We start from the raw sequence: 22,368 nt of genomic DNA, 5'->3' as shown, positions 1-22,368 counted from the left end.
TGAATTAAATATTAAATAACACTTGAAAAATAATTCCACAAAAATAATAGCATTTCTTCTAATTGCAATATTAATTTGCGCTTGTAATGCCGTAAAAAGAGTTCCCGATGGAAAAAATCTTCTTGTAAAAAATAATATTATAGTTAACGGAAAATCGACAAACGATGAGACAGCTTCTAATCAGATGTACCAAAAACCAAATGGTAAATTATTAGGTTATAAGCTTCGATTAAATTTATACAATTTAGCAAATTTAAATCCAGATTCTACTTATCAGGCCAAATTTAAAAACAATCCTGGAAAGTATGAGCGCATGTCTAAGATATTCTCTGCAAAACAAGTCGACCGTCTTGGACAATCTTTTTATTACAAAGGAATTCATGAGTTTCTAAAAAATACTGGTGAACCTCCAGTAATAATTGACACTTCTAAGGCTAAAAAATCATTGCTTCGATTAAAATACTATTATTTCAATAATGGTTTTTTTAATGTCCAAACCGATTATACTATTGATACTGTTGGAAAAAAGAGAGCTGCAATTAATTATAATATCACTACAGGACCAGCTTACAAGTTAGATACTATTAGAACCAAAATAATGACTCCTGCGTTAGACTCATTATATAGAACTAATAACGAACCTTCTTTATTAAAATCTGGAAATCAATATAAAACTACTGATTTTGAAGAAGAAAAAAATCGTATCACAACATATTTCAGAAATCATGGCGCTTATTACTTTCAGCCTACTTATGTAACTTTTGACATTGATACCATTGGCAAAAAAGCAAAAGCTGATGTCACTTTGATAATAAACAACAACACAATTCAAGATAGAGATTCTAGCCGTACAGAACCTTTTAAATTGTACAAAATTAGCGATGTAAACATTTACACAGATTATTCTGCTGCAAATTCTAAGAAAAAGCCAACAGACAGTGTAACATACAACAACTTTAACCTTTACAGCTACAAGTCCTTAAAATATAGACCCCGTGCTATCACAGATGCGATCTTTATTACGAAAGGAAGCACTTTTGCTGATTTCAGAACCACTCTATCTTCTCGATATTTAAATAATTTAAGGATTTTCAACTATCCATCAATCCAATATGAAGTAGACAAAAGAGATTCTACGGCTCAATCTCTTATTGCCAATGTTTATTTGACTCCAAGAAAAAAATACAGTTTTGGGGCAACACTTGACTTAACACACTCTAATATTCAAGATTTCGGAATTGGAGCCAGTGTTTCTGAAACTATTCGTAATGTATTTAACCGTGCCGAGACTCTTGAAATTTCTGCCCGTTTAAACATAGGATCTTCCAGAGACATGGCCAACCCAAACAATAATTTCTTTAATGTTTCTGAGTATGGTTTGGATATGAAATTGAACTTTCCGAGAATTCTACTTCCGTTTGGAACAGAAAAAATTATCCCCAAAAGTATGATCCCCTACACCTCTATTACTTCTGGTTTTTCAAAACAGCGAAATATTGGTTTGGATAAAGAAAACTTTACAGGAGGTATATCATACAACTGGACACCAAAACGTCATAATACAGCAAAATTCGAATTGTTAAATGCTCAGTTCGTCCGCAACTTAAATCCTGATAATTACTTTAATGTATACACTTCATCTTATGATGATTTGAATTTTATTGGAAAAGATTACAATGTGGATCCTCTCAACTGGGGAACCACAACAGAGGAACAAGCTAGAAAAGACCTTACCATACCTAAAGGAACAACTGGATTTACGAATGACGTATTAACTGGAAAAACAGCCTTGACTCCAGGCAATCCGCAATATCAGGAAGTTGAAAGTATTGAGGAAAGAAGAGTTCGTTTGACTGAAAATGATTTTATCCTTGCAACAAGTTTTTCTTTTACTAAAACAACCAAAAAAGATCTGGCAGATAACAATTTCTATCAATTTAGAACCAAAATTGAGTCTGCTGGAACACTATTATCATTAATTTCTGAGGTTGGAAATCTTCAAAAAAATGCAAAAGGCAATTACGAGATTTTTAATCTGGAATATTCAGAATATATAAAAACCGAATTTGATTATATCAAACACTGGGATTTTGGAAAAGAGAAAGTTCTGGCAGTAAGAAGCTTTTTCGGAATTGCAATTCCGTTTGGAAATTCAAACTACATTCCGTTTTCACGAAGTTATTATGGCGGAGGTTCCAATGACAACCGTGCTTGGCAACCTTATGCTTTAGGACCAGGAAGCACCAATGCCGTAAACGACTTCAACGAAGCCAATATGAAAATTGCAGCAAGTGCCGAATTTCGTTTTAAAGTTTTTGGAGATGTAAAAGGAGCATTCTTTGCAGATGCCGGAAATATCTGGAATGTGCTCGATAATGTCATAGATCCGAAAGCAAGATTCGACAACTTAAACGATTTAGCTGAAATTGCTTTAGGTACAGGATTCGGTTTAAGATACGATTTAAGCTTTTTTGTGATTCGTTTAGATTTAGGCTTTAAGACTTATAATCCAGCACATGAGAAGGGAGACAGGTGGTTTAAAGAATACAATTTTGGACATTCAGTTTTAAATTTTGGTATAAATTATCCATTCTAATGCTAATTAATTCTTATTTTTGCAACCTAAAAACTAAAAACAACTATAAAAAAAAATTAAAATGGCACACAACATTAAACCAGGAGTAGCTACAGGAGATCAAGTACAAGAGATCTTTAATTATGCGAAAGAGAAGGTTTTTGCTCTTCCAGCAGTAAACGTTACTGGATCAAGCACAATTAATGGAGTTCTTGAAACTGCAGCGAAACTTAACGCGCCAGTTATCATTCAATTTTCTAACGGTGGAGCTCAATTCAACGCTGGAAAAGGATTATCAAATGCAGGTGAAAAATCAGCAATCGCGGGAGGAATCGCAGGAGCAAAACATATTCATACTTTGGCAGAAGCTTACGGTGCAACTGTAATCTTACACACTGACCACTGTGCAAAAAAACTTTTACCTTGGATTGATGGTTTATTAGATGCTTCTGAAAAACATTTTGCAGAAACAGGAAAACCATTATTTAGTTCTCACATGATCGATTTGTCTGAGGAGCCAATCGAAGAGAACATCGAAATCTGCAAAGAATATTTAGCTAGAATGAGCAAAATGGGAATGACATTAGAAATCGAACTTGGTATTACAGGTGGAGAAGAAGATGGCGTTGACAACTCAGATGTAGATAGCTCAAAATTATATACTCAGCCAGAAGAAGTAGCTTACGCTTACGAAGAATTATCTAAAGTAAGCCCTAAATTTACAATCGCTGCTGCTTTCGGAAACGTTCACGGTGTTTACAAACCAGGAAACGTAAAATTAACTCCAAAAATCTTAAAAAACTCTCAAGATTTCGTACAAAGCAAATTCAACACTGGACACAACCCAGTTGATTTCGTTTTCCACGGAGGTTCAGGTTCTACACTTGAAGAAATTAGAGAAGCTATTGGTTACGGAGTTATCAAAATGAACATTGATACAGATTTACAATTTGCATATACTGAAGGAATCCGTGATTATATGGTAAACAATATTGAGTACTTAAAAACTCAAATTGGTAACCCAGAAGGTCCAGATGCTCCAAACAAGAAATACTACGATCCAAGAAAATGGGTTCGTGAAAGCGAAGTGACATTCAACGCGAGACTTGAACAAGCTTTTGCTGATTTAAATAACGTAAACACGTTATAAAAAAGTATTCAGTTTACAGTTTTAAGTGTTCAGTTTGAATACTTAAAACTGAACACCACTGAACACTGAAATTTTTTATTACTGAACACTGAATACTAAAAGAAATGGCTTGGTTTAAAAGACAAGAAAAAGGGATTACGACCGCTACTGAAGATAAGATGGACGTTCCGAAAGGATTGTGGTACAAATCTCCTACTGGAAAAATTATTGATGCTGACGAATTGGCGAGAAATTTGTTCGTTAGCCCTGAAGATGATTTTCACGTTCGAATTGGAAGCGCAACCTATTTTGAAATTTTATTCGACAACAACGAATTTGTTGAGTTAGATAAAAACATGACTTCTAAAGATCCTCTGCACTTTGTGGATACAAAAAAATATGCAGATCGTTTGAAAGATGTAATGGAAAAAACTCATCTTAAAGACGCTGTACGTACGGGAGTAGGAAAATCTAAAGGAAGAGAACTTGTAATCTGCTGTATGGATTTCGCATTCATCGGTGGATCTATGGGAGCTGTTGTAGGTGAGAAAATCGCGAGAGGTATTGATCACGCTATCAAAAACAAACTTCCTTTTGTAATGATTTCTAAATCTGGTGGAGCTCGTATGATGGAAGCTGCTTATTCTTTAATGCAATTAGCAAAAACTTCTGTAAAATTAGCTCAATTAGCTGAAGCTAAATTACCTTACATCTCTCTTTGTACAGATCCAACAACTGGAGGAACAACTGCATCTTACGCAATGTTAGGAGACATTAATATCTCTGAACCAGGCGCTTTGATTGGTTTTGCTGGTCCTCGTGTTGTTCGTGACACTACAGGAAAAGATTTACCAGAAGGCTTCCAAACTGCTGAGTTCTTATTAGAGCACGGCTTCTTAGACTTTATCACGCCAAGAAAAGAATTGAAAGATAAGATCAACTTATATATCGATTTGATTCAAAATAATGATATTAGATAGTTTTAAAACTACTTAAAATAGAAATCCCAAGAAAATTGCTTCTTGGGATTTTTTGTTTTAAACCATATAAGTTTTATAAGTACAATTAACAACTTGTCTGAAAAATTGTATTTTTGTTTTTGCATAAATGACAATAGCGTATCGTACTAATGCAAACCTGTTTTTTACAGAAATCTATTTTTTCTAAAGTAATATAAATATCTTTGAATTATGAGCACAGCAACAAAACAAAACCATATAGGACGAAAAATCAGTCGTATTCGTGAACTTAAAGATATGAAGCAGGAAGCTCTTGCGCAGGCTTTAGGTACAAATCAACAGTCGATTTCTGCTATGGAGAACAGTGAAACCATAGACGATGCAAAACTTGCAGAAGTAGCAAAAGCGCTTGGAGTAACTGTTGAAGCAATTAAAAACTTTACCGAAGAAAATATGATAAATTATTTCAATAGTTATTATGACAACAGCACAAGTACTGGAATAAACGGAATGTTCAATCCAACTCATTGCACATTTAATCCGTTAGATAAAGTAGTAGAACTTTACGAACGTATGCTTCAAGCAGAAAAAGAAAAAAATGAGTACTTAGAAAAATTATTAAAAGAAAAATAATCTTTCTAAAAACATACAAATTCAATACAAAATCTCAAGAAATTGCTTCTTGAGATTTTTTTATATCTTTATTTTAAATCTTATTCTTTATGGCAAGAATTTTTATTGGTTTTATGATTTGTTTTCTCTTTTTGAATTGTGAAAAGAAAAAAGAAAAAACGGCTGTAGAGAGCAAGCCTTATATTATTTCTTATGAAGATAGGAAACTAAAAAACTATTACGATTCACTACAAAAAAACAACCCTAACACTCCCCCTCCTCCAAAAGGCTTTTATTCAGAAAGCCAATTAATAATTGATAAAAAAAGAGAATTTTATTATTACAAAAAAGATTTCATGAGACATGGATGTGGAACAACGCTAAAAAGCGATACAATTCCACATTTGATAAATTTAAAGCCAAACGATTTGGTAAAAATCTCGCAAGCAGACCTTGCTAATTTTCTTTCAGATGATTTTACAACTAAAAAAGAACATAAAGGAATATTAATTATTGCTTCACAAAATGACACGATAAAAAATGAATTGCTTTTTAACTTTTTAAATAAAAAAAACATTAGTTTTTTCATAAGAAAAACAACTCAAGAAGAGGACACTGTTTTGAAGTATAAGAAACGAAATGAAACCTATAAGTCAGAAAACATTAAATGGGATCAGAACAGAATTACACTTCCTTTCATAAAACCAAAACTAGAAAAGACAACAAAATAAATTAGCTCGCTTTCTTCAAATCTTTTTTCAGTTCTTTCTCAGCAATTTTAAAGACTAATTTTTCACGCCAAATTGCATAACGTTCTCTAAAAACTACTTTTATAGCGCTATCTACAGCACCATGCATAAAAAGACTCCAAACACTGGCAATTTTTCTAGAAACAGATTGATCCCATGCGCGAAGTGTTAGAGAAAAAGAACCATCTATATAACGCATCCAGTGCCACATTCCTGTTGGCATGAATAATGTATCTCCGTGTTCCAGAAAAACTTCATAGCCTTCTACCCCTTTCAAAGCTGGGAATTTTTCAAAATCTGGATTCGCAACATCATAATCCTCTAAAGCATAAGTCGTATTTGGAAGACAGTAGAGCCTTTTCTTCCATTTGTTATCAAATAAGATAATATGCTTTCTTCCGCCGAAATGAGTATGAAAAAGATGTGGCAAATCGATATCATAATGCAGAAAAGTAATCGCCTTAGAACCGCCAAAAAACATAGCAGGCATGCTTTCTATAAAACCGCCCATTAATTCTTTCGGAACTTTTACATCATCAATCAATTCAGGTCTGTGTTTGAAAAGATTGAAGAAAAAAATACGTAATTGTGTTGGTTCGCGTTTTATCAAATCCAGATATTCTCCAAATTTCATACTCGCTATAGAAGCATTGATCACTTTAGTTGGATCTGCCTTTGAATTATCTACAAGTTTAACCTCTATATCTCCAGCAATCTGCTTGAAATATTCTGTTGACCATTTTTCTCTCGCCGGCCAATCTTTTGTAAGTCCCTTTATGATTAAGGGTTTTCTTTTATCCAGGTAATTTTTTTTAAAATCTTCCCTAGAAATCGACTCAACAGTATCAACAGATTTAAGATTAAAGCTCATTTATCTTGTGTTTTAATTTGTTGTCTATCAAATGTATCTAATTATTCTCACTCAACAAAATTTACAGTAAAATAATACAAAACAACATTTTACATTCCAGTTCGAATAGCCTCAACAGGATCTAAATTTGCTGCCGAAACTGCTGGCAGAATCCCAGAAATTAGTCCAATAAAGGCCGCTAGACTTGTTCCTAAAATTATATTTCCAAGACTTAAAACAAATTCAAAATCAAGAGTCTTTGTTAAAATTACAGCAATTCCCCAAACCATTAATAGACCTATAATTCCGCCAATAACAGAAAGAATAATAGCTTCAAACAAAAATTGAAATAAGATAAATTTATTTTTAGCTCCCAATGATTTTTGGATTCCGATAAGATTTGTTCTTTCTTTTACTGAAACAAACATAATATTTGCGATTCCGAAACCTCCAACTAGAAGAGAAAATCCACTAATAATCCAGCCTACAAAATTCATCTGTCCTAAAATTCCATCAATAAAATCAGTAAATCCAGAAAGGACATTAATAAAGAAATTATCCATTTCCCCTGCTTTCATTCCGCGGATTGCTCTCAGCTTTTGTGCGATTTCTGCTTTATAGGCATCCATATCGACCCCTTTTACTGGTTTTAATACAATAACTGGAGTCATAGAATCGCTATCTCCATACATTCTTCTTAAAAAATTTGCCGGAAGATAAACTGAAGTATCATTGCTGTCTCCAAAGAATCCTGCTCCTTGTTTTGCAATTACGCCAATTACGGTAAAGCGCTGTCCGTATAAACGAATACTTTTTCCAATTGGATCACTTGAACCGAAAAGCCCTTCAGCTATATCATACCCTAGAACAATAACGGCAGTTCCAGAGTTAGATTCAGATTCGTTATAAAATCTTCCTTTATCAAAACTCAAGCCGTCGATATCGACCATTTCGCTTGACGACGGAATAATATTTACATCGCTAACTGTTTTAGAATCGTATTTCAAACTTTCTTTGTTCACAAAAAGCTGGTATGCGACTTGATCGGTATTATTCATTGAGTTTTTTAGGCCAATGTACTCGTCATACTTTACATTTGGAAACTGCTCTCTTTTCCATTGCGGAATTTCAGATGGCCCAAAGCAATATTTCATTAAATAAATTGTATTTTTATCTAAACTGCTCAAATCTTTGGAGATTTTTTTATCTAAAGAGTCAACGGCAGCCAAAACAGCGATAATTGAAAAAATACCAATCGTAACACCTAAGAGCGACAATAAAGTGCGTAATTTATTATTTCGCAAAGCATTGATGGCAAAACTCAAACTTTCTTTTAATAATCTTAGATAAACGATCATATTTTTGTATTTTTCAATAAAGTAAAATTCAATAATTTAAATTCAAAAACCTAATAAAAGTTAACTTACTCATCAGTAGAATTTTTTAGCATTTTGTTACACTAATTTTTTTTAATATAATATATAAAAAAACTACTTTTGCAGTCTCAAAATCATAACTACACAATGAGCACAACTAAAAAAATACAATCGGCATTAATTTCTGTTTTTTCTAAAGATGGATTAGAACCAATTGTTAGAAAATTACACGAACAAAATGTAACGCTTTATTCAACTGGAGGAACTGAAGATTTCATCAAAAACCTTGGTATTCCAGTAGTTCCTGTTGAAGACATTACTTCTTTCCCAGAAATTCTTGGCGGAAGAGTTAAAACTTTACACCCAAAAATTTTTGGTGGTATCTTGAATCGTCAAGATAACGAAAGTGATGTTCAGCAAATGAAGGAATTTGATATTCCTCAAATTGATTTGGTAATTGTTGATTTATATCCTTTTGAAAAAACAGTTGCTTCTGGAGCAAGTGAACAAGATATTATTGAAAAAATTGACATCGGTGGTATTTCATTAATTCGTGCTGGTGCAAAAAATTTCAAAGACACTGTAATTGTAGCTTCTGTTAATGAGTACAGTTTACTTTTGGATTTGATTACAGAGCAAAATGGAGCAACAACTTTGGAGAATAGAAGATTGTTGGCTACTAAAGCTTTCCATGTTTCATCTCACTATGATGGAGCTATTTTTAATTATTTCAATACAGACGAAACTATTTACAAAGAAAGCATTGCAAACGGTCAAGTTTTAAGATATGGTGAAAACCCTCACCAAAAAGGATTTTTCTTTGGAGATTTTGATGCAATGTTCAAAAAACTTCACGGAAAAGAATTATCATACAACAATTTACTTGATGTTGATGCTGCAGTTAATTTAATTGCTGAATTTAAAACTGACGGACCAACATTCGCGATTTTAAAACACAATAATGCTTGCGGATTGGCTTCAAGAAAAACAATCAGCGAGGCTTATTTAGCAGCTTTGGCTTGCGATCCTACTTCTGCTTTTGGAGGAGTGTTAATTTCTAACACAAAAATTGATTTAGAAACTGCCCAAGAAATCAACAAATTATTCTGTGAGGTTGTAATCGCTCCAGCTTATGATGATGAGGCAGTTACGGTTTTACAAGAGAAGAAAAACAGAATTATATTAGTTCAAAATGAAGTTGAATTACCAGCTCGTCAAGTGAGAACTTGTCTTAATGGTTTGTTAATTCAGGACAGAAATAATATTACGGATAATAAAGAGCATTTAAAAACCGTTACAATTACAGAACCTACTGCTCAAGAGATCGAAGATTTGATCTTTGCTTCTAAAATTTGCAAGAATACAAAATCAAACACAATTGTATTTGCTAAAAACGGAACATTGATTTCATCAGGTACAGGTCAGACTTCAAGAGTTGACGCTTTAATTCAAGCTGTTGACAAAGCAAAAGCTTTTGGATTTGATTTAAACGGAGCTTCGATGGCAAGTGATGCATTTTTCCCATTTCCGGATTGTGTAGAATTAGCCAAAAAAGCAGGAATAACTGCTGTAATTCAGCCAGGAGGTTCGATAAAAGACGAATTAAGCATAAATTATTGCAACGAAAATAATCTTGCAATGGTATTTACAGGAACTCGTCATTTTAAACATTAATTTGTTTAACTTTGTTCGATAAATAATTTATAACATTTTAAACCCCTAAAAAACTTATGGGATTTTTTGATTTCATGACCGAGGATATTGCGATAGACCTTGGAACCGCAAACACTTTAATCATTCATAATGATAAAGTTGTCATTGATAGTCCGTCTATCGTTGCACGTGATAGAGTATCAGGCAAAATCATTGCTGTTGGTAAGGAAGCCAATATGATGCAAGGTAAAACACATGAAAACATCAAAACTATAAGGCCTTTGAAAGATGGTGTAATCGCTGATTTTGATGCTTCGGAAAAAATGATCAATATGTTCATTAAAAGTATTCCTGCATTGAAAAAAAGAATGTTTACTCCAGCTTTACGTATGGTTGTATGTATTCCTTCTGGTATTACTGAAGTGGAGATGAGAGCGGTGAAGGAATCTTGTGAGAGAGTAAACGGAAAAGAAGTTTACTTGATTCATGAACCAATGGCGGCGGCAATTGGTATTGGTATTGATATTATGCAACCTAAAGGAAACATGATTGTCGATATCGGAGGTGGTACAACAGAAATTGCTGTTATCGCTTTAGGCGGAATTGTTTGTGACAAATCTGTAAAAATTGCAGGTGACGTTTTCACAAATGATATCGTTTATTACATGCGTACACAGCACAACTTATTTGTTGGAGAAAGTACTGCTGAAAAAATTAAAATTCAAATTGGAGCGGCAATCGAAGATTTAGATGGTCCGCCAGAAGATATGTCAGTTCAAGGTAGAGATTTGCTTACTGGAAAACCAAAGCAAGTAGATGTTTCTTACCGTGAAATTGCAAAAGCTTTAGACAAATCTATTCAGCGTATCGAAGATGCGGTAATGGAAACATTATCTCAGACTCCGCCTGAGTTAGCAGCAGATATCTACAACACAGGTATCTATTTAGCTGGTGGAGGATCTATGTTAAGAGGTCTTGACAAACGTATCTCTCAAAAAACAGATTTACCAGTTTATATTGCTGAAGATCCTTTGAGAGCTGTTGTTCGCGGTACAGGAATGGCTCTTAAAAACATTGCTAAATTTAAAAGCATCTTAATTAAATAAGATTCAAAATAATAATCAATTTACTTTTATAAGGGTCAAAATTTAACCTTTTGACCCTTGTAAAAACTGAAACCTTTAAGCATATCCTGAAACAAAATAACCAGACAAGAAATGCAGCAAATATTTAATTTCCTTATAAGAAACAGTAATCGATTGCTGTTTTTGCTGCTTTTAGGTATTTCGTTAGGACTCACGATTCAATCTCATTCTTACCACAGAAGCAAAATAATCAGTTCTGCAAATTTCTTAAGCGGAGGTGTTTATGAAAAAATCAATCGTGTTAATGAATACATGAATTTAAGAGCTGAAAACGACGAACTTGTACTTGAGAACGCAAGATTAAAAAGTCTTTTATTCAATAAAGAAGACACATCAAAATTGCCTTTACCTGATACCATTAAAGGGGTAAAACCTGCTGATATCATTGTATCAAAAGTAATTCATAACACATACAGCACACACGAAAACTTTCTTACTTTAAATTCTGGATCTAACGAAGGCGTTAAACCAGATATGGGAGTAATAAACAGTTTAGGAATTGTGGGTATCATAGATGATACGTCTCCAAGATATTCTACTGTTGTGAGCATTTTGAACATGAAATCCAGAATTAATGCCAAGTTAAAAAAATCAAATCATTTTGGTTCTTTAACATGGGATGGAAAAAGCACTGGATTTGTACAGCTAAGAGATGTACCGAGATTAGCTTCAGTTAAAAAAGGAGATACAATTGTAACAGGAGGACAATCTGTAATTTTCCCTGAAGGAATCAACATTGGAACCGTTGAAACGATTTACAAAGAGACTCAAACAAGTTTTTATGTTATAAAAGTTAAACTCTTTAACGACATGACAAACTTAGGACACGTTTACATTATCAAAAGCAAAGACAGAGAGGAACTTATTAATTTAGAAAACAAAGAAAAAAATGAATAGCGCTCTGTTAGTCAATATTTTTCGATTTATTATGTTACTGGCAATTCAGATTGTTATTTTCAACAATATGAATTTCTTGGGATATATAAGTCCGTTTCCGTATATCTTGTATATCATTCTTTACCCAGTAAACAGCAATAAAGCTGGATTAATTATCTCAAGCTTTTTCCTAGGATTAATTATGGATATGTTCTGCAATTCTGGCGGGATACATGCCACTGCGTGTGTTATTTTAGCCTATTATAGGCCTTATATTTTTAAATTTTCTTTTGGTTTAAGTTATGAGTATCAAACCATTAAACTGAATGAATCTTTAACCCCAGAACGGTTTTCATTTATATTGGTTTCGGTTCTAATGCATCATATTGTATTGTTTGTTTTAGAAGCCTTCCAGTTCAAATTTATCTGGGACATTTTGCTTCGAACCTTATTTAGTTCTATCTTTACTATAATCACCTCAATAATAATAATTTATCTTATTAAGCCCAATAAACGATGAGAAAAGTCTTGCTGCCCACTATAATTATTATTGCAGCGTCTTTGCTAGTGATTAGGATTTTTTACCTGCAGATTATTGATGATTCTTTTAAACTGAAATCAGAAAATAATGCAATAAAAAAAGTATATGACTACCCTGAAAGAGGTTATATTTATGATCGTAACGGAAAACTTCTTGTTGCGAATCAGGCTTCTTATGACATCATGGTTATTCCGAGAGATATAAAAAAGGATTTAAATATTGCCGAATTTTGCGCTCTTTTGAATATTACTGAAGAAGAATATCATAAGCGTATTGAAAAAGCAAAAGTCTACAGCCCAAGGCTCCCTTCTGTTTTTTTATCACAGTTGAATAAAAATGAATTTGCTGCTTTTCAAGAAAAAATCAGAAAATATGATGGCTTTTATTTCCAAAAAAGATCACTTCGTGACTACGAAGTAGATTACGGGGCAAACATTTTTGGTTTTATTACTCAGGTAAATGAAAAACAAATTGAGAAGAATCCGTACTATAACAGTGGAGATTTAATTGGAAAGCAAGGTGTAGAAGAAAGCTATGAAGAAATTTTACGCGGAATAAAAGGTGTAAAATACATTCAAAAAGACAAATACAATAGAGAAATTGGCCCTTATAAAGAAGGAAAATACGACACTATTGCCGTTGCTGGAGAAGACATTAATTTAACAATCGATGCTGAACTTCAAAAATATGGTGAAGAATTAATGATTAATAAGCGAGGTGGAATTGTTGCTATTGAGCCAAAATCTGGAGAAATTCTAGCATTGGTTACAGCTCCTTCTTATGATCCAGGTATTTTAGTAGGGCGTCAGAGATCTAAAAATTATACGCTTTTATATCATGATTCTATTGCAAAACCTTTATATGACAGAGGACTTTTAGCAGAGTATCCTCCAGGTTCTCCATTCAAAATCCTGACTGGTCTGGTCGCACTTCAAGAAGGTGTTATAAATGAACAAACTACTTTCATGTGTCACCACGGATTTAGTTATGGTGGAGGCCGTTTTATGAAATGCCACGGTTTTGGTCCGCATCAATTGCATAACGGAATTTACAATTCTTGCAACACTTATTTTGGCCAAGCCTACATGCTGACAATCAACAAGTACAAAGATCCTGGAAAAGCTGTAGATGTTTGGAGCAGTCACGTAAAAAGTTTTGGTTTAGGTCAGTTTATGGGTTATGATTTACCTACTGGAAAACGAGGAAATATCCCGACTTCTAAAACATATAAAAGAATCTATCCTAACGGCGGATGGAGAAGCTCAACTATTGTATCTAATGCAATTGGTCAGGGAGAGGTTTTGATGACACCTATTCAATTGGCCAATATGATGGCAACTGTTGCAAATCAGGGTTATTATTATACTCCTCATATCATTAAAAAAATTGAAGGCGAAAAAATAGACGAAAAGTTCACAACAAAACATGTGACTACGGTTGATCAAAAATATTTCCCACCAGTTATCAGCGGATTATTTGATGTGTATAATAAGGGTACAGCTTATGCTCTTAGAGTAGAAGGAATAGATATTTGTGGAAAAACTGGTACCGCTGAGAACTTTGCTAAAATAAACGGCAAAAGAACACAGCTTAAAGATCACTCTATATTTGTTGCTTTTGCACCAAAAGACAATCCAAAAATTGCTATTGCCGTTATGATTGAGAATGGAGGTTTTGGAGCAACAGTTGCAGGTCCGATTGCAAGTTTAATGATTGAGAAATATCTAAGAAAGAAAATTACAAGAACCGATCTAGAAGTAAGAGTATTAAACAAAAGCTTACTTTCAGAATATGCTAAAGTAGGCGGAATAAGTGATGCTCTTAAAATTGAATCTGTCCCAAAAGATTCAGTATTACAAGCAAAAATTATAAAGCCAAAAGCACCAGTTACAACGGCACCAAAAACTGAAGTCAAAAAAACAGCAGTAGACACAACTAAGAAAAACTAAGAAGGAGATTATTTCAAATGAAAAATCAAAGTGTAAAAAATAATATTGATTGGATAAGTGTCTTTATCTACATTGCGCTGGTAACTTTAGGTTGGCTGAATATTTATTCGTCTTCTTTATTATCTACCGATGGAACGTACCAAAAACAGCTGATTTTTATCTGCTGTACTATTCCATTGATATTTGTTGTACTTTTTGTTGATGGTAAATTTTACGAAAAATATGCGAGTATCATCTTCGGAGTTTCCTTATTGTCTCTTGCTGGATTATTTCTTTTCGGAAAAACCATAGCGGGACAGCGATGCTGGTATGCCATAGGAAGCTTCACTTTACAGCCTTCTGAGTTTGCAAAAGCAGCAACTTCTCTTGCATTGGCCAAATATTTAAGTGACACACAAATCAACTTAAAAGAAACCAATAGACAAATTCAAGCTTTAGCTATTATGCTATTGCCTGTAATATTGATTTTACCACAGCCAGATCCTGGAAGTGCTTTAATTTATAGTGCGTTCATTCTTGTTTTATATAGAGAAGGTTTGCCTTCTTGGTATGTATGGACAGCATTTATAACTATTGCGCTTTTCGTTCTTACTTTAGTTTTAGAACCATACGCTGTTATCGGAATGGCATTTGTCGTGTTAGCAATTATACACTTTAAAGGTAGAGTAGTTGACAGAAACATCATCTTAAGCGGAATTTTATTAGTCCTAATATCTGGATTTGTTTTCTCTGTTGATTATGTGTTTGACAATGTTTTCAAACAGCACCACAGAGACCGTTTCAATATTTTACTTGGTAAAACTGTAGACATGAAAGGTATTGGATACAATACCAACCAATCTGAGATTGCTATTGGTTCTGGAGGATGGCTTGGAAAAGGTTTTCTTGAAGGCACGCAAACCAAGGGAGGATTTGTACCTGAGCAGCACACTGATTATATCTTTACCACTGTTGGTGAAGAATGGGGTTTTGCAGGTTCATTAGTAGTGATTTTACTTTTTACAGGTCTGCTTCTTAGGGTTATTTATTTAGCAGAAAGACAGAAAACTAAGTTCAGCCGGGTTTACGGATATTGTGTCGCCGCAATTCTCTTTATCCATTTCTTTGTAAACATTGCGATGGTAATTGGAATTTTCCCAACAATCGGGGTTCCTCTGCCCTTCTTTTCATATGGAGGTTCTGGACTCTGGGGATTCACGATTTTGCTGTTTATTTTCCTTAAAATGGATGCCAACAAAGTGAACGAATGGTAATGATCTAAAAACAATCAATTTTTAAATCCCAAATTCTAATTCAAAATATCTTTTATAAAAGCTATAAACAAATTTCAAAAGCTGTAATTACGTTTTAAAACTAATTACAGCTTTTTTGATTTATACTCTTGCTCTATTGACCTTTTTGCGTTAAAGAGAATTTTATACAATTAAGAGTATGTTTCTAATAAAGCTTAAAACTAACATAAAAAAAATCCGAAGCTCTTCAGCATCGGATTTTTTTTATTCTCTCTATTTGATTATATCTCTTCGTGTGGTCTCTTTTTTAAAAGTTTCACTAAAACTGGAAACGTTGAAATAATGATGATAATGATAATGATATATTCAATGTGTTTCTTTAAATCTATACCTTGTTTTAAGAAGACACCATATAAATAATGTCCTGCGAAGATCAATATAAATGACCAAAGAAAAGAACTCAAAACGTTATAAAACATAAATTTCTTTCTGTCCATCGAAACGATTCCTGCAACAATTGGAGCAAACGTTCTGAAAATTGGCAAGAAGCGTGCATAAATAATTGCTTTTCCTCCATATTTTTCAAAAAAGTCTTTCGATTGAAGCAGGTACTTTTTCTTAAACCAAAAAGTGTCTTCTTTTTTGAATAAATAATAACCGCTCTTTGCACCAAACCAATAACCAGTCATATTACCTAAAACTCCCATTATAGCAACTGCTGTTGCAAGCAGAAACACATTTAAAAAATCATTTGGAATAAAAGCAACATTTTCAATTAAATCACGACTGTAAATACCCGCTAAGAAAAGTAAACTATCTCCAGGCAGAAAAAAGCCTGCAAAAAGTCCTGTCTCAGCAAAAACTATAAACAGAACGATAAACAACCCAATCTGAAAACCTCCGACGCTTAAAGTAATATAAAATTCAGGGTTTAGTAACTGAGTCCATTCAAAATTATTCATAAATGTGATTGGTTATTTTTTATAGTTCGTGAAAGTAACAATAATTTACCTTAACCACAATAAAATGCGGTATTTTAAACATAAATTAACTATTAAAAAAAGCCCAAACTAATTGTCTGGGCTTCTCTGCATAATTATTCTCTTACATACTTGCAACAGCTATGAAGATTGTCATAATCTTCAGTTGTTGCTTTAACTTCCTTAGTATCATGACCTGCCTTTGCAATTGCTTTATTCAAATCAGAAGGAGAACATTTCTCTTCGTTTAGAATTACCGAAAGCTGATGCGAACTTACATCCCAGCTTGCCGTTTTTACTCCTGGAACGCCATAAGCCGCTTTTTCAATTCGTTTCTTGCATTGTTCGCAGTTACCGTTTACTTCAGTTGTATATTTTAAATTCTTGTTCTTTTTAGTTTGAGCTTGAGCTGAAAATCCTAAAAAAACCATCATTGCGATTAAAACTATTTTATTCATTGCTTTTAATTTTTATTATTGTTGAAATTGTTATTTAATTTTAAATCTAAGTCCCGCATAATACATCTGCCCGAAAATTGGTGCGTATGCAATTGATGCATCAAAATTAGGTCCAAAAGGATCATTTGCTCCTAAAATTGCTTTTTCTTGTCTATAATTTCCAATATTTTCTCCTCCTACATACACTTCAAAAACTGGAGAAAAAACGCGGGTTACTTGCGCATTCATTACAGCATAAGCTGGCGAAAAATCTGGAAACTGATCTGCTACAGGATTTGATGCCGTATAAGGCAATTGTTGTTTTCCTGACCAATTATAAGTAAAATCAAACCTCCATTGCTTATCATTATTCATCGTTGTTTCATATTCTAAATTTCCTAAGAAACGATGTTTAGCCTGAAGCGGACGCTGGAATGTCCCTCTTAAATAATCAGTCTGAATATCATAATATTTGTAAGCTGTTCTTAAATTCAAGTTGTGAATCAATTCGTAATTGAACTCAACCTGAAGACTATTTGCAAAAGAACTTCCTTTCAAATCATAAAACAACACTTGCTGCGGACTTTGCATCACATCTACAACGGCCTGATTTTGGAAATCGGTTCTATAAAGATCAAAACCTGCATCGGCATTTCTGTTGAAAAGACGGAATTTCTGAGAAAAACTTACCCCATAATTCCATGCAATTTCAGGATTCAAACCGTATATTTTTCCGTTAGAATCCAAGATTGAAAAAGTTCTTGAGCTAGCAAAAAGCTGCTGATTTTCGGCAAAGATATTAGCAGAACGTTTTCCTCTTCCTGCAGAAAAACGGACTACTCCATTTTTCCAAGGATTATATCTCATGTGCAATCTTGGCGTAACAAAAACTCCTAATCGGTTATGATTGTCTACCCTTCCGCCTAAAATCAAACTAAAATTATCTGTATTATCGTAAGTATATTCAAAGAAAGCACCAACTGAGTTATCAATTCTGCTTACATCTGTCAGGTTCACAAATTCCTGATATTGATCGTAAGTAAAATTCAGACCAGTCGAAAACTTATGCATCGTATTATTGATGATCGAATTGAAAATCAAGTTAGAATAAAAGCTATTCTGTTTGATGTCGTATTGATTTAAACCATAATAAGAATCCTGTTTATGGCTATTAAAGGCATTTTGAAAACCAATACTTTGGTATGGCATGTCTTTAAATACATATCCGATTTTTGTAGAAACATCAAAACGTTCTGTATTAATTTCTGAACCCCAATAATTTGTTGTGCCACGATCACGATCTTTATCAAAATTAACTTCTCCAGTTTGTTTTTTATCATTCATATATCTGAAATTGATAAAACTCACCAAACCACTTTCTGGATTATAATATTGATAACGATTTAAAACATTGATTTGTTTTCCTAACGGATTATCTAGAAAGCCATCTTTGTTCATATCGTTTTTTGCTACACGCGCATTTCCGTGAACGAACAAACTGGTCGCCCACTTGTTTGATAATTTCTTATTGAAATGTGTGTTTAATTCAAAACGAGAATCTGTAGAACCATAAGCATTCAGAAAGAAAGGAATATCATTTAAAGGCTTTAAAAGCTCTGTATTAATCTGGCCAGAAATACTTTCGTAACCATTTATAACACTCCCCGCTCCTTTCGTGATTTGAACACTTTCAATCCAAGTTCCAGGTGTAAAGGACAAACCATACGCTTGAGACGCTCCTCGTACGGAAGGAATATTTTCTTCTGTAATCATTAAATACGGGCTGGTTAACCCAAGCATTTTAATCTGCTTAGTTCCCGTTAAAGCATCAGAAAAATTAACATCGATTGACGGATTGGTCTCAAAACTTTCAGCCAGATTACAGCATGCCGCTTTAAGTAGTTCTTTACTGGTAATTACAGATGTATTGGCTGTTACTGTGAAGGATTTTTTAATTCCTTTTTGCTTTTTAGTAATTTTTACTTCTTGCAGATCTTCTTGTGAAAAGACTGAAACCGAAAGCAAAAATGCTACAAAAAGCATTATATTTTTTTGCATAAAAAAAGATTTTAATGTTTAAATAGAATTACATTTTTGATGTTTTTCAAAAACAAAAACTATCAAAATGTAAATACAAAGTCTTGATTAAGACTTGCACTGCATCTTAACATTAAAATCAGGAATAGAAAATATACTGATGGTATAATTTAAATAAGGGGGGCGCATTCGCATCAGCGTAATACGAAAGAACTTCTTTCTTTTTAAAAGTTGGAACTTCTAAAAAGACTAAAGGCTTATAATCTTGTATAACTGCCGGGAAAGCAAATTGAAAAAAGAAGAATTTGATTGTTGCGTTGTCTGATTTCTTTTCGAAATGAACAACTTTATCTTTACAGCAAGAGTTTTCTTTCTCTTTAGAACCGCAACATTTCTTTTCAACAACAGGTTCTGCTGTAGTTTTTAAAGAAACCGAGGCAATTTCTCCGCCACAATAATGCACGTCAAAAGCAAACCCAATATTGGAGACCAATAAAAGGAACGCTAAAAATAGACCTGTACACTTTTTCAAATTCATACTGCAAAGCTATTTAAAAACCGCATAAAAAAAACCTAAACAAATGTTATTTTTTAGTTTTTTGAAGCTGATAGTAAAATCCAGGAATAAATAATAGCACTAAAATAGGCTGAATTAAAAATCGACGCACATAAAACAGTAGCCAGCTTCCGTTTGGAAAATATTCGAGAATGATGTAAAATGCCATTAAAAACAAGACCAATAATAAGCTGTAAACAAACAGACTGAATTTAAAAATGTCTCGATTCTGGAACAGAATAAAAATAAGCAAAAGTGATAAAGCCGAATTTAAAAAATACCGAAAAAAAAGCCCTGCAAAAAGCTTAAAATTTTCAACTGAAGGATATGGTATTGAATGAAAATCAGCATTGAAGTATGCCAGAAAAGGATCATAAAACAATTTACTTTCAAATGTTCTAATCAATGCAAAACCTATTACAACAACAATTGTAACAAAGATTTTTAACTTATTTTCTTTTAATTTATTTAGCATATTTTGAAAATCTATTGATCCAGAAAATCCATAAAATAAAAACATATCCGTAAATCATCAAAGGAAAAAAAGTTCCATGCAGAAAATGGGTATATTGCGGAAAGTGATACACAAGCACAATCAGAAGCGAAATCCTAATAACATTTAGAATATAAATGGATATAAGTCCAAAGATTATAAACAATAGTGTCTTTTTTAAATTTCCAGAAAAAGCCGCTACAAACGATACAAAAAGTATCATCACACTTACAGCATTACAGCCTTCGGTTATGTGCGCTATAAATCTGCCATTTAGAATAATATCCTGCCATGGGTTTTGTGAATTTTTCTGAATTATTACATCATAATCAAAAAGCTTCAGCAATTGTTCTGAATTTCTTCCAGAAATCATGGTTATAGCATCAAGATCTTCTGCCTGATAACTATTTAAATAAAATTTATAAAGAATTGTAAAGACAATATATGTCAGAAAAAAAATGCTTATAAAAATCAGGAATGGCTTAAACTGGACTAAATATTTTTTCAAGAGATTTTTTTTTCAAATTTATATATTTTTTGAGTTCAGCTTTAAATACTTTTGTATAAAATTTAATATCATGACATTTCAAGAATTACAACCACAGATAACCAGCATTATTGCTGACATTCAAAAAAATAGAGACGAAAAATTATTAGCAGTTTGCAAGCTTTTAAACGAAAACGTAGAATATTATAACTGGGTTGGTTTTTATTTTGCAAATCACGACGCCAAAACGCTACACTTAGGACCTTACGTTGGAGCAGAAACAGACCATACCGTTATTCCGTTTGGTAAAGGAATCTGCGGTCAGGTTGCCGAAAGCAATGCTAATTTTGTAGTACCCGACGTTAAAGCGCAAGACAATTATATTGCCTGCAGTTTAACAGTTAAGTCAGAAATCGTAGTGCCTCTTTTTGTGAATGGAGTAAATATTGGCCAAATTGATATTGACAGCCACGTTATTGATCCGTTTACAGAAGCTGACGAAAGATTTTTAGAATTTGTAAATCAAGAAGTTGCTAAATTATTCTAGAAGAACTATTTTTAAGATAAAAAATAGAACTGAATGAAAAGAAACATCTTCATCTTATTGCTTCTGATAATTTCAGTTAATCTGTCTGCGCAAATTAGCATGATGTCTAAAAAAATCTTTTTAGATTCTTTAAATCGTGAATGCACACCAGAAAATTATGCTTACACAAGAGTAATTACCAATTATTCGCAGAAAAGTATCCGTTATGTTGTTACTGATTTCTACAAAAATGGAAGGAGGAAAATGACAGGATCAACTTTGGACCGAGATGTTTTGAAAAAAGACGGAGAGTTTATTTGCTATTATAAAAATGGCGCAAAAGAATCTGTTATAAATTATTCTGAAGATCATAAAAACGGCAAAGAAATTAATTGGTACGAAAATCAAAATAAGAAATCTGAGATTCAGAATCTCTGGGATTCGAAAACAAAAAAACAGCAGACTCTGATTCTTAATTGCTGGGACGAAAATAAGAATCAAACTGTAACAGATGGGAACGGCGAGTTTGAAGAAAATGATAAATTTGTGACACAAAAAGGCCCAATCAAAGATGGATTAAAGCAAGGCGTTTGGGAAGGAAGTGATAGTCTTAGAAAAACTACATTTGTTGACAACTACGATCGAGGAATTTTAATTTCTGGAGTAAGTATTGATGGAGACAATGTAAAATTTTCTTATTCCTCTTTAAGCGAAAAGCAATCGGGCAAAAAATCTCTGAAGTCAAAATAGAAATCAGCTTAAATTAAGCAGAAAAAACAGATGTAAATCTTTAAAAACAAATTTCTTACGCCAATTTTTTAGATTCTTTTATTTTTTTTTGATTTTTCTGTTTTTTTAATCTAATTTTGCACCCGTCTTACAAAAGTTGTATTGACATACATAAAAATCATTAAATAATATTGGAATGTATTTAACTAAAGAAAAGAAAGAAGAAATCTTCGCACAACACGGTGGTGCAACAAACACTGGAAGCGCAGAAGGTCAAATCGCGTTGTTCACTTACAGAATTTCTCACTTAACTGAACACTTGAAAAAAAATCGTCACGATTACAACACTGAGCGTTCTCTTGTACTATTAGTAGGTAAAAGAAGAGCTTTGTTGGACTACTTGAAAAAGAAAGATATCAACAGATATCGTGAGATTATCAAAGTATTGAATATCAGAAAATAATCAATATAGAAAAG

General features: G+C 33.0%; 22 protein-coding genes. 14 read left to right on the top strand and 8 right to left on the bottom strand.

Annotated elements, in window-relative coordinates; all coding sequences use genetic code 11:
* Positions 1-22: 22 nt before the first annotated feature.
* The 5 genes from tamL to DMA14_RS18755 all read left to right on the top strand — a co-directional run bounded on the left by tamL (position 23) and on the right by DMA14_RS18755 (position 6,006).
* Positions 23-2,596, top strand: a complete 2,574-nt coding sequence (gene tamL / locus DMA14_RS18775; protein WP_111426082.1) for a translocation and assembly module lipoprotein TamL — start codon at positions 23-25, stop codon at positions 2,594-2,596.
* 61 nt (positions 2,597-2,657) lie between these two features.
* Complete coding sequence (fbaA, locus tag DMA14_RS18770) at positions 2,658-3,725, top strand: class II fructose-bisphosphate aldolase (protein ID WP_111426081.1); 1,068 nt, start codon at positions 2,658-2,660, stop codon at positions 3,723-3,725.
* Positions 3,726-3,829: 104 nt separating this feature from the next.
* A complete protein-coding gene (gene accD, locus DMA14_RS18765; RefSeq protein WP_111367748.1) occupies positions 3,830-4,684 on the top strand; it encodes an acetyl-CoA carboxylase, carboxyltransferase subunit beta in 855 nt (284 codons plus the stop codon).
* 210 nt (positions 4,685-4,894) lie between these two features.
* The gene (locus tag DMA14_RS18760) at positions 4,895-5,296 is read left to right on the top strand and encodes a helix-turn-helix domain-containing protein (RefSeq protein ID WP_111426080.1); all 402 of its coding nucleotides are present in this window, start codon (positions 4,895-4,897) and stop codon (positions 5,294-5,296) included.
* A gap of 89 nt (positions 5,297-5,385) precedes the next feature.
* Positions 5,386-6,006 carry a hypothetical protein gene (locus tag DMA14_RS18755; protein WP_111426079.1) on the top strand — a complete coding sequence of 207 codons (621 nt, stop codon included), beginning with the start codon at positions 5,386-5,388 and terminating at the stop codon, positions 6,004-6,006.
* A gap of 1 nt (position 6,007) precedes the next feature.
* Here DMA14_RS18755 and DMA14_RS18750 read toward each other — a convergent pair whose 3' ends face one another.
* Positions 6,008-6,895 carry a cupin-like domain-containing protein gene (locus tag DMA14_RS18750; protein WP_111426078.1) on the bottom strand — a complete coding sequence of 296 codons (888 nt, stop codon included), beginning with the start codon at positions 6,893-6,895 and terminating at the stop codon, positions 6,008-6,010.
* A gap of 89 nt (positions 6,896-6,984) precedes the next feature.
* A complete protein-coding gene (locus DMA14_RS18745; protein WP_111426077.1) occupies positions 6,985-8,232 on the bottom strand; it encodes an ABC transporter permease in 1,248 nt (415 codons plus the stop codon).
* A 165-nt stretch (positions 8,233-8,397) separates the two neighbouring features.
* On the opposite strand from DMA14_RS18745, the gene purH reads away from it, so the two are divergent.
* The 6 genes from purH to rodA all read left to right on the top strand — a co-directional run bounded on the left by purH (position 8,398) and on the right by rodA (position 15,667).
* Positions 8,398-9,924, top strand: coding sequence for a bifunctional phosphoribosylaminoimidazolecarboxamide formyltransferase/IMP cyclohydrolase (gene purH / locus DMA14_RS18740; RefSeq protein ID WP_111426076.1), 1,527 nt, complete (start codon positions 8,398-8,400; stop codon positions 9,922-9,924).
* Between the two features lie 56 nt (positions 9,925-9,980).
* Positions 9,981-11,009, top strand: coding sequence for a rod shape-determining protein (locus DMA14_RS18735; RefSeq protein WP_008466528.1), 1,029 nt, complete (start codon positions 9,981-9,983; stop codon positions 11,007-11,009).
* A gap of 111 nt (positions 11,010-11,120) precedes the next feature.
* Positions 11,121-11,945: a rod shape-determining protein MreC gene (gene mreC / locus DMA14_RS18730; RefSeq protein WP_111426075.1), complete on the top strand. Its 825-nt coding sequence runs from the start codon at positions 11,121-11,123 to the stop codon at positions 11,943-11,945.
* Positions 11,938-12,444: a hypothetical protein gene (locus DMA14_RS18725; RefSeq protein WP_008466524.1), complete on the top strand. Its 507-nt coding sequence runs from the start codon at positions 11,938-11,940 to the stop codon at positions 12,442-12,444. The genes mreC and DMA14_RS18725 overlap by 8 nt, the downstream gene beginning before the upstream one ends.
* A complete protein-coding gene (gene mrdA / locus DMA14_RS18720) occupies positions 12,441-14,414 on the top strand; it encodes a penicillin-binding protein 2 (RefSeq protein WP_111426074.1) in 1,974 nt (657 codons plus the stop codon). Before DMA14_RS18725 ends, mrdA begins: the two co-directional genes overlap by 4 nt.
* 17 nt (positions 14,415-14,431) lie before the next feature.
* Positions 14,432-15,667 (top strand): rod shape-determining protein RodA, encoded by a 1,236-nt coding sequence (rodA, locus tag DMA14_RS18715; RefSeq protein WP_111426073.1) that lies wholly within the window; start codon positions 14,432-14,434, stop codon positions 15,665-15,667.
* A gap of 260 nt (positions 15,668-15,927) precedes the next feature.
* Here the strand turns inward: rodA and DMA14_RS18710 are convergent, their stop codons facing one another.
* From DMA14_RS18710 to xrtF, 6 genes are all read right to left on the bottom strand, one after another.
* A complete protein-coding gene (locus tag DMA14_RS18710; RefSeq protein ID WP_111426072.1) occupies positions 15,928-16,608 on the bottom strand; it encodes a DedA family protein in 681 nt (226 codons plus the stop codon).
* Between the two features lie 134 nt (positions 16,609-16,742).
* The gene (locus DMA14_RS18705; protein ID WP_111426071.1) at positions 16,743-17,084 is read right to left on the bottom strand and encodes a heavy-metal-associated domain-containing protein; all 342 of its coding nucleotides are present in this window, start codon (positions 17,082-17,084) and stop codon (positions 16,743-16,745) included.
* A gap of 30 nt (positions 17,085-17,114) precedes the next feature.
* Entirely contained in the window at positions 17,115-19,121 is a 2,007-nt protein-coding gene (locus DMA14_RS18700; protein ID WP_111426070.1) for a TonB-dependent receptor plug domain-containing protein, read from the bottom strand.
* 118 nt (positions 19,122-19,239) lie between these two features.
* The gene (locus tag DMA14_RS18695; protein WP_111426069.1) at positions 19,240-19,638 is read right to left on the bottom strand and encodes an HYC_CC_PP family protein; all 399 of its coding nucleotides are present in this window, start codon (positions 19,636-19,638) and stop codon (positions 19,240-19,242) included.
* A 46-nt stretch (positions 19,639-19,684) separates the two neighbouring features.
* Positions 19,685-20,131, bottom strand: coding sequence for an exosortase F system-associated membrane protein (locus DMA14_RS18690; protein ID WP_111426245.1), 447 nt, complete (start codon positions 20,129-20,131; stop codon positions 19,685-19,687).
* Positions 20,121-20,657 (bottom strand): exosortase family protein XrtF, encoded by a 537-nt coding sequence (xrtF, locus tag DMA14_RS18685; protein WP_111426068.1) that lies wholly within the window; start codon positions 20,655-20,657, stop codon positions 20,121-20,123. Before xrtF ends, DMA14_RS18690 begins: the two co-directional genes overlap by 11 nt.
* Positions 20,658-20,727: 70 nt before the next feature.
* Between xrtF and DMA14_RS18680 the strand changes: the two genes are divergently transcribed.
* The 3 genes from DMA14_RS18680 (at position 20,728) to rpsO (ending at position 22,354) form a co-directional block, all read left to right on the top strand.
* Positions 20,728-21,183 (top strand): GAF domain-containing protein, encoded by a 456-nt coding sequence (locus tag DMA14_RS18680; protein ID WP_111379491.1) that lies wholly within the window; start codon positions 20,728-20,730, stop codon positions 21,181-21,183.
* 33 nt (positions 21,184-21,216) lie between these two features.
* Positions 21,217-21,912 carry a toxin-antitoxin system YwqK family antitoxin gene (locus DMA14_RS18675; RefSeq protein WP_111426067.1) on the top strand — a complete coding sequence of 232 codons (696 nt, stop codon included), beginning with the start codon at positions 21,217-21,219 and terminating at the stop codon, positions 21,910-21,912.
* 175 nt (positions 21,913-22,087) lie between these two features.
* Positions 22,088-22,354, top strand: coding sequence for a 30S ribosomal protein S15 (rpsO, locus tag DMA14_RS18670; RefSeq protein WP_008466503.1), 267 nt, complete (start codon positions 22,088-22,090; stop codon positions 22,352-22,354).
* The last annotated feature ends 14 nt before the right edge of the window (positions 22,355-22,368 follow it).

It is taken from the genome of Flavobacterium sharifuzzamanii, assembly GCF_003254585.1.
Lineage (GTDB): Bacteria > Bacteroidota > Bacteroidia > Flavobacteriales > Flavobacteriaceae > Flavobacterium > Flavobacterium sharifuzzamanii.
The sequence above is the reverse complement of the archived record's forward strand: the minus strand, read 5'-3'. Positions and strand labels throughout refer to the sequence as shown.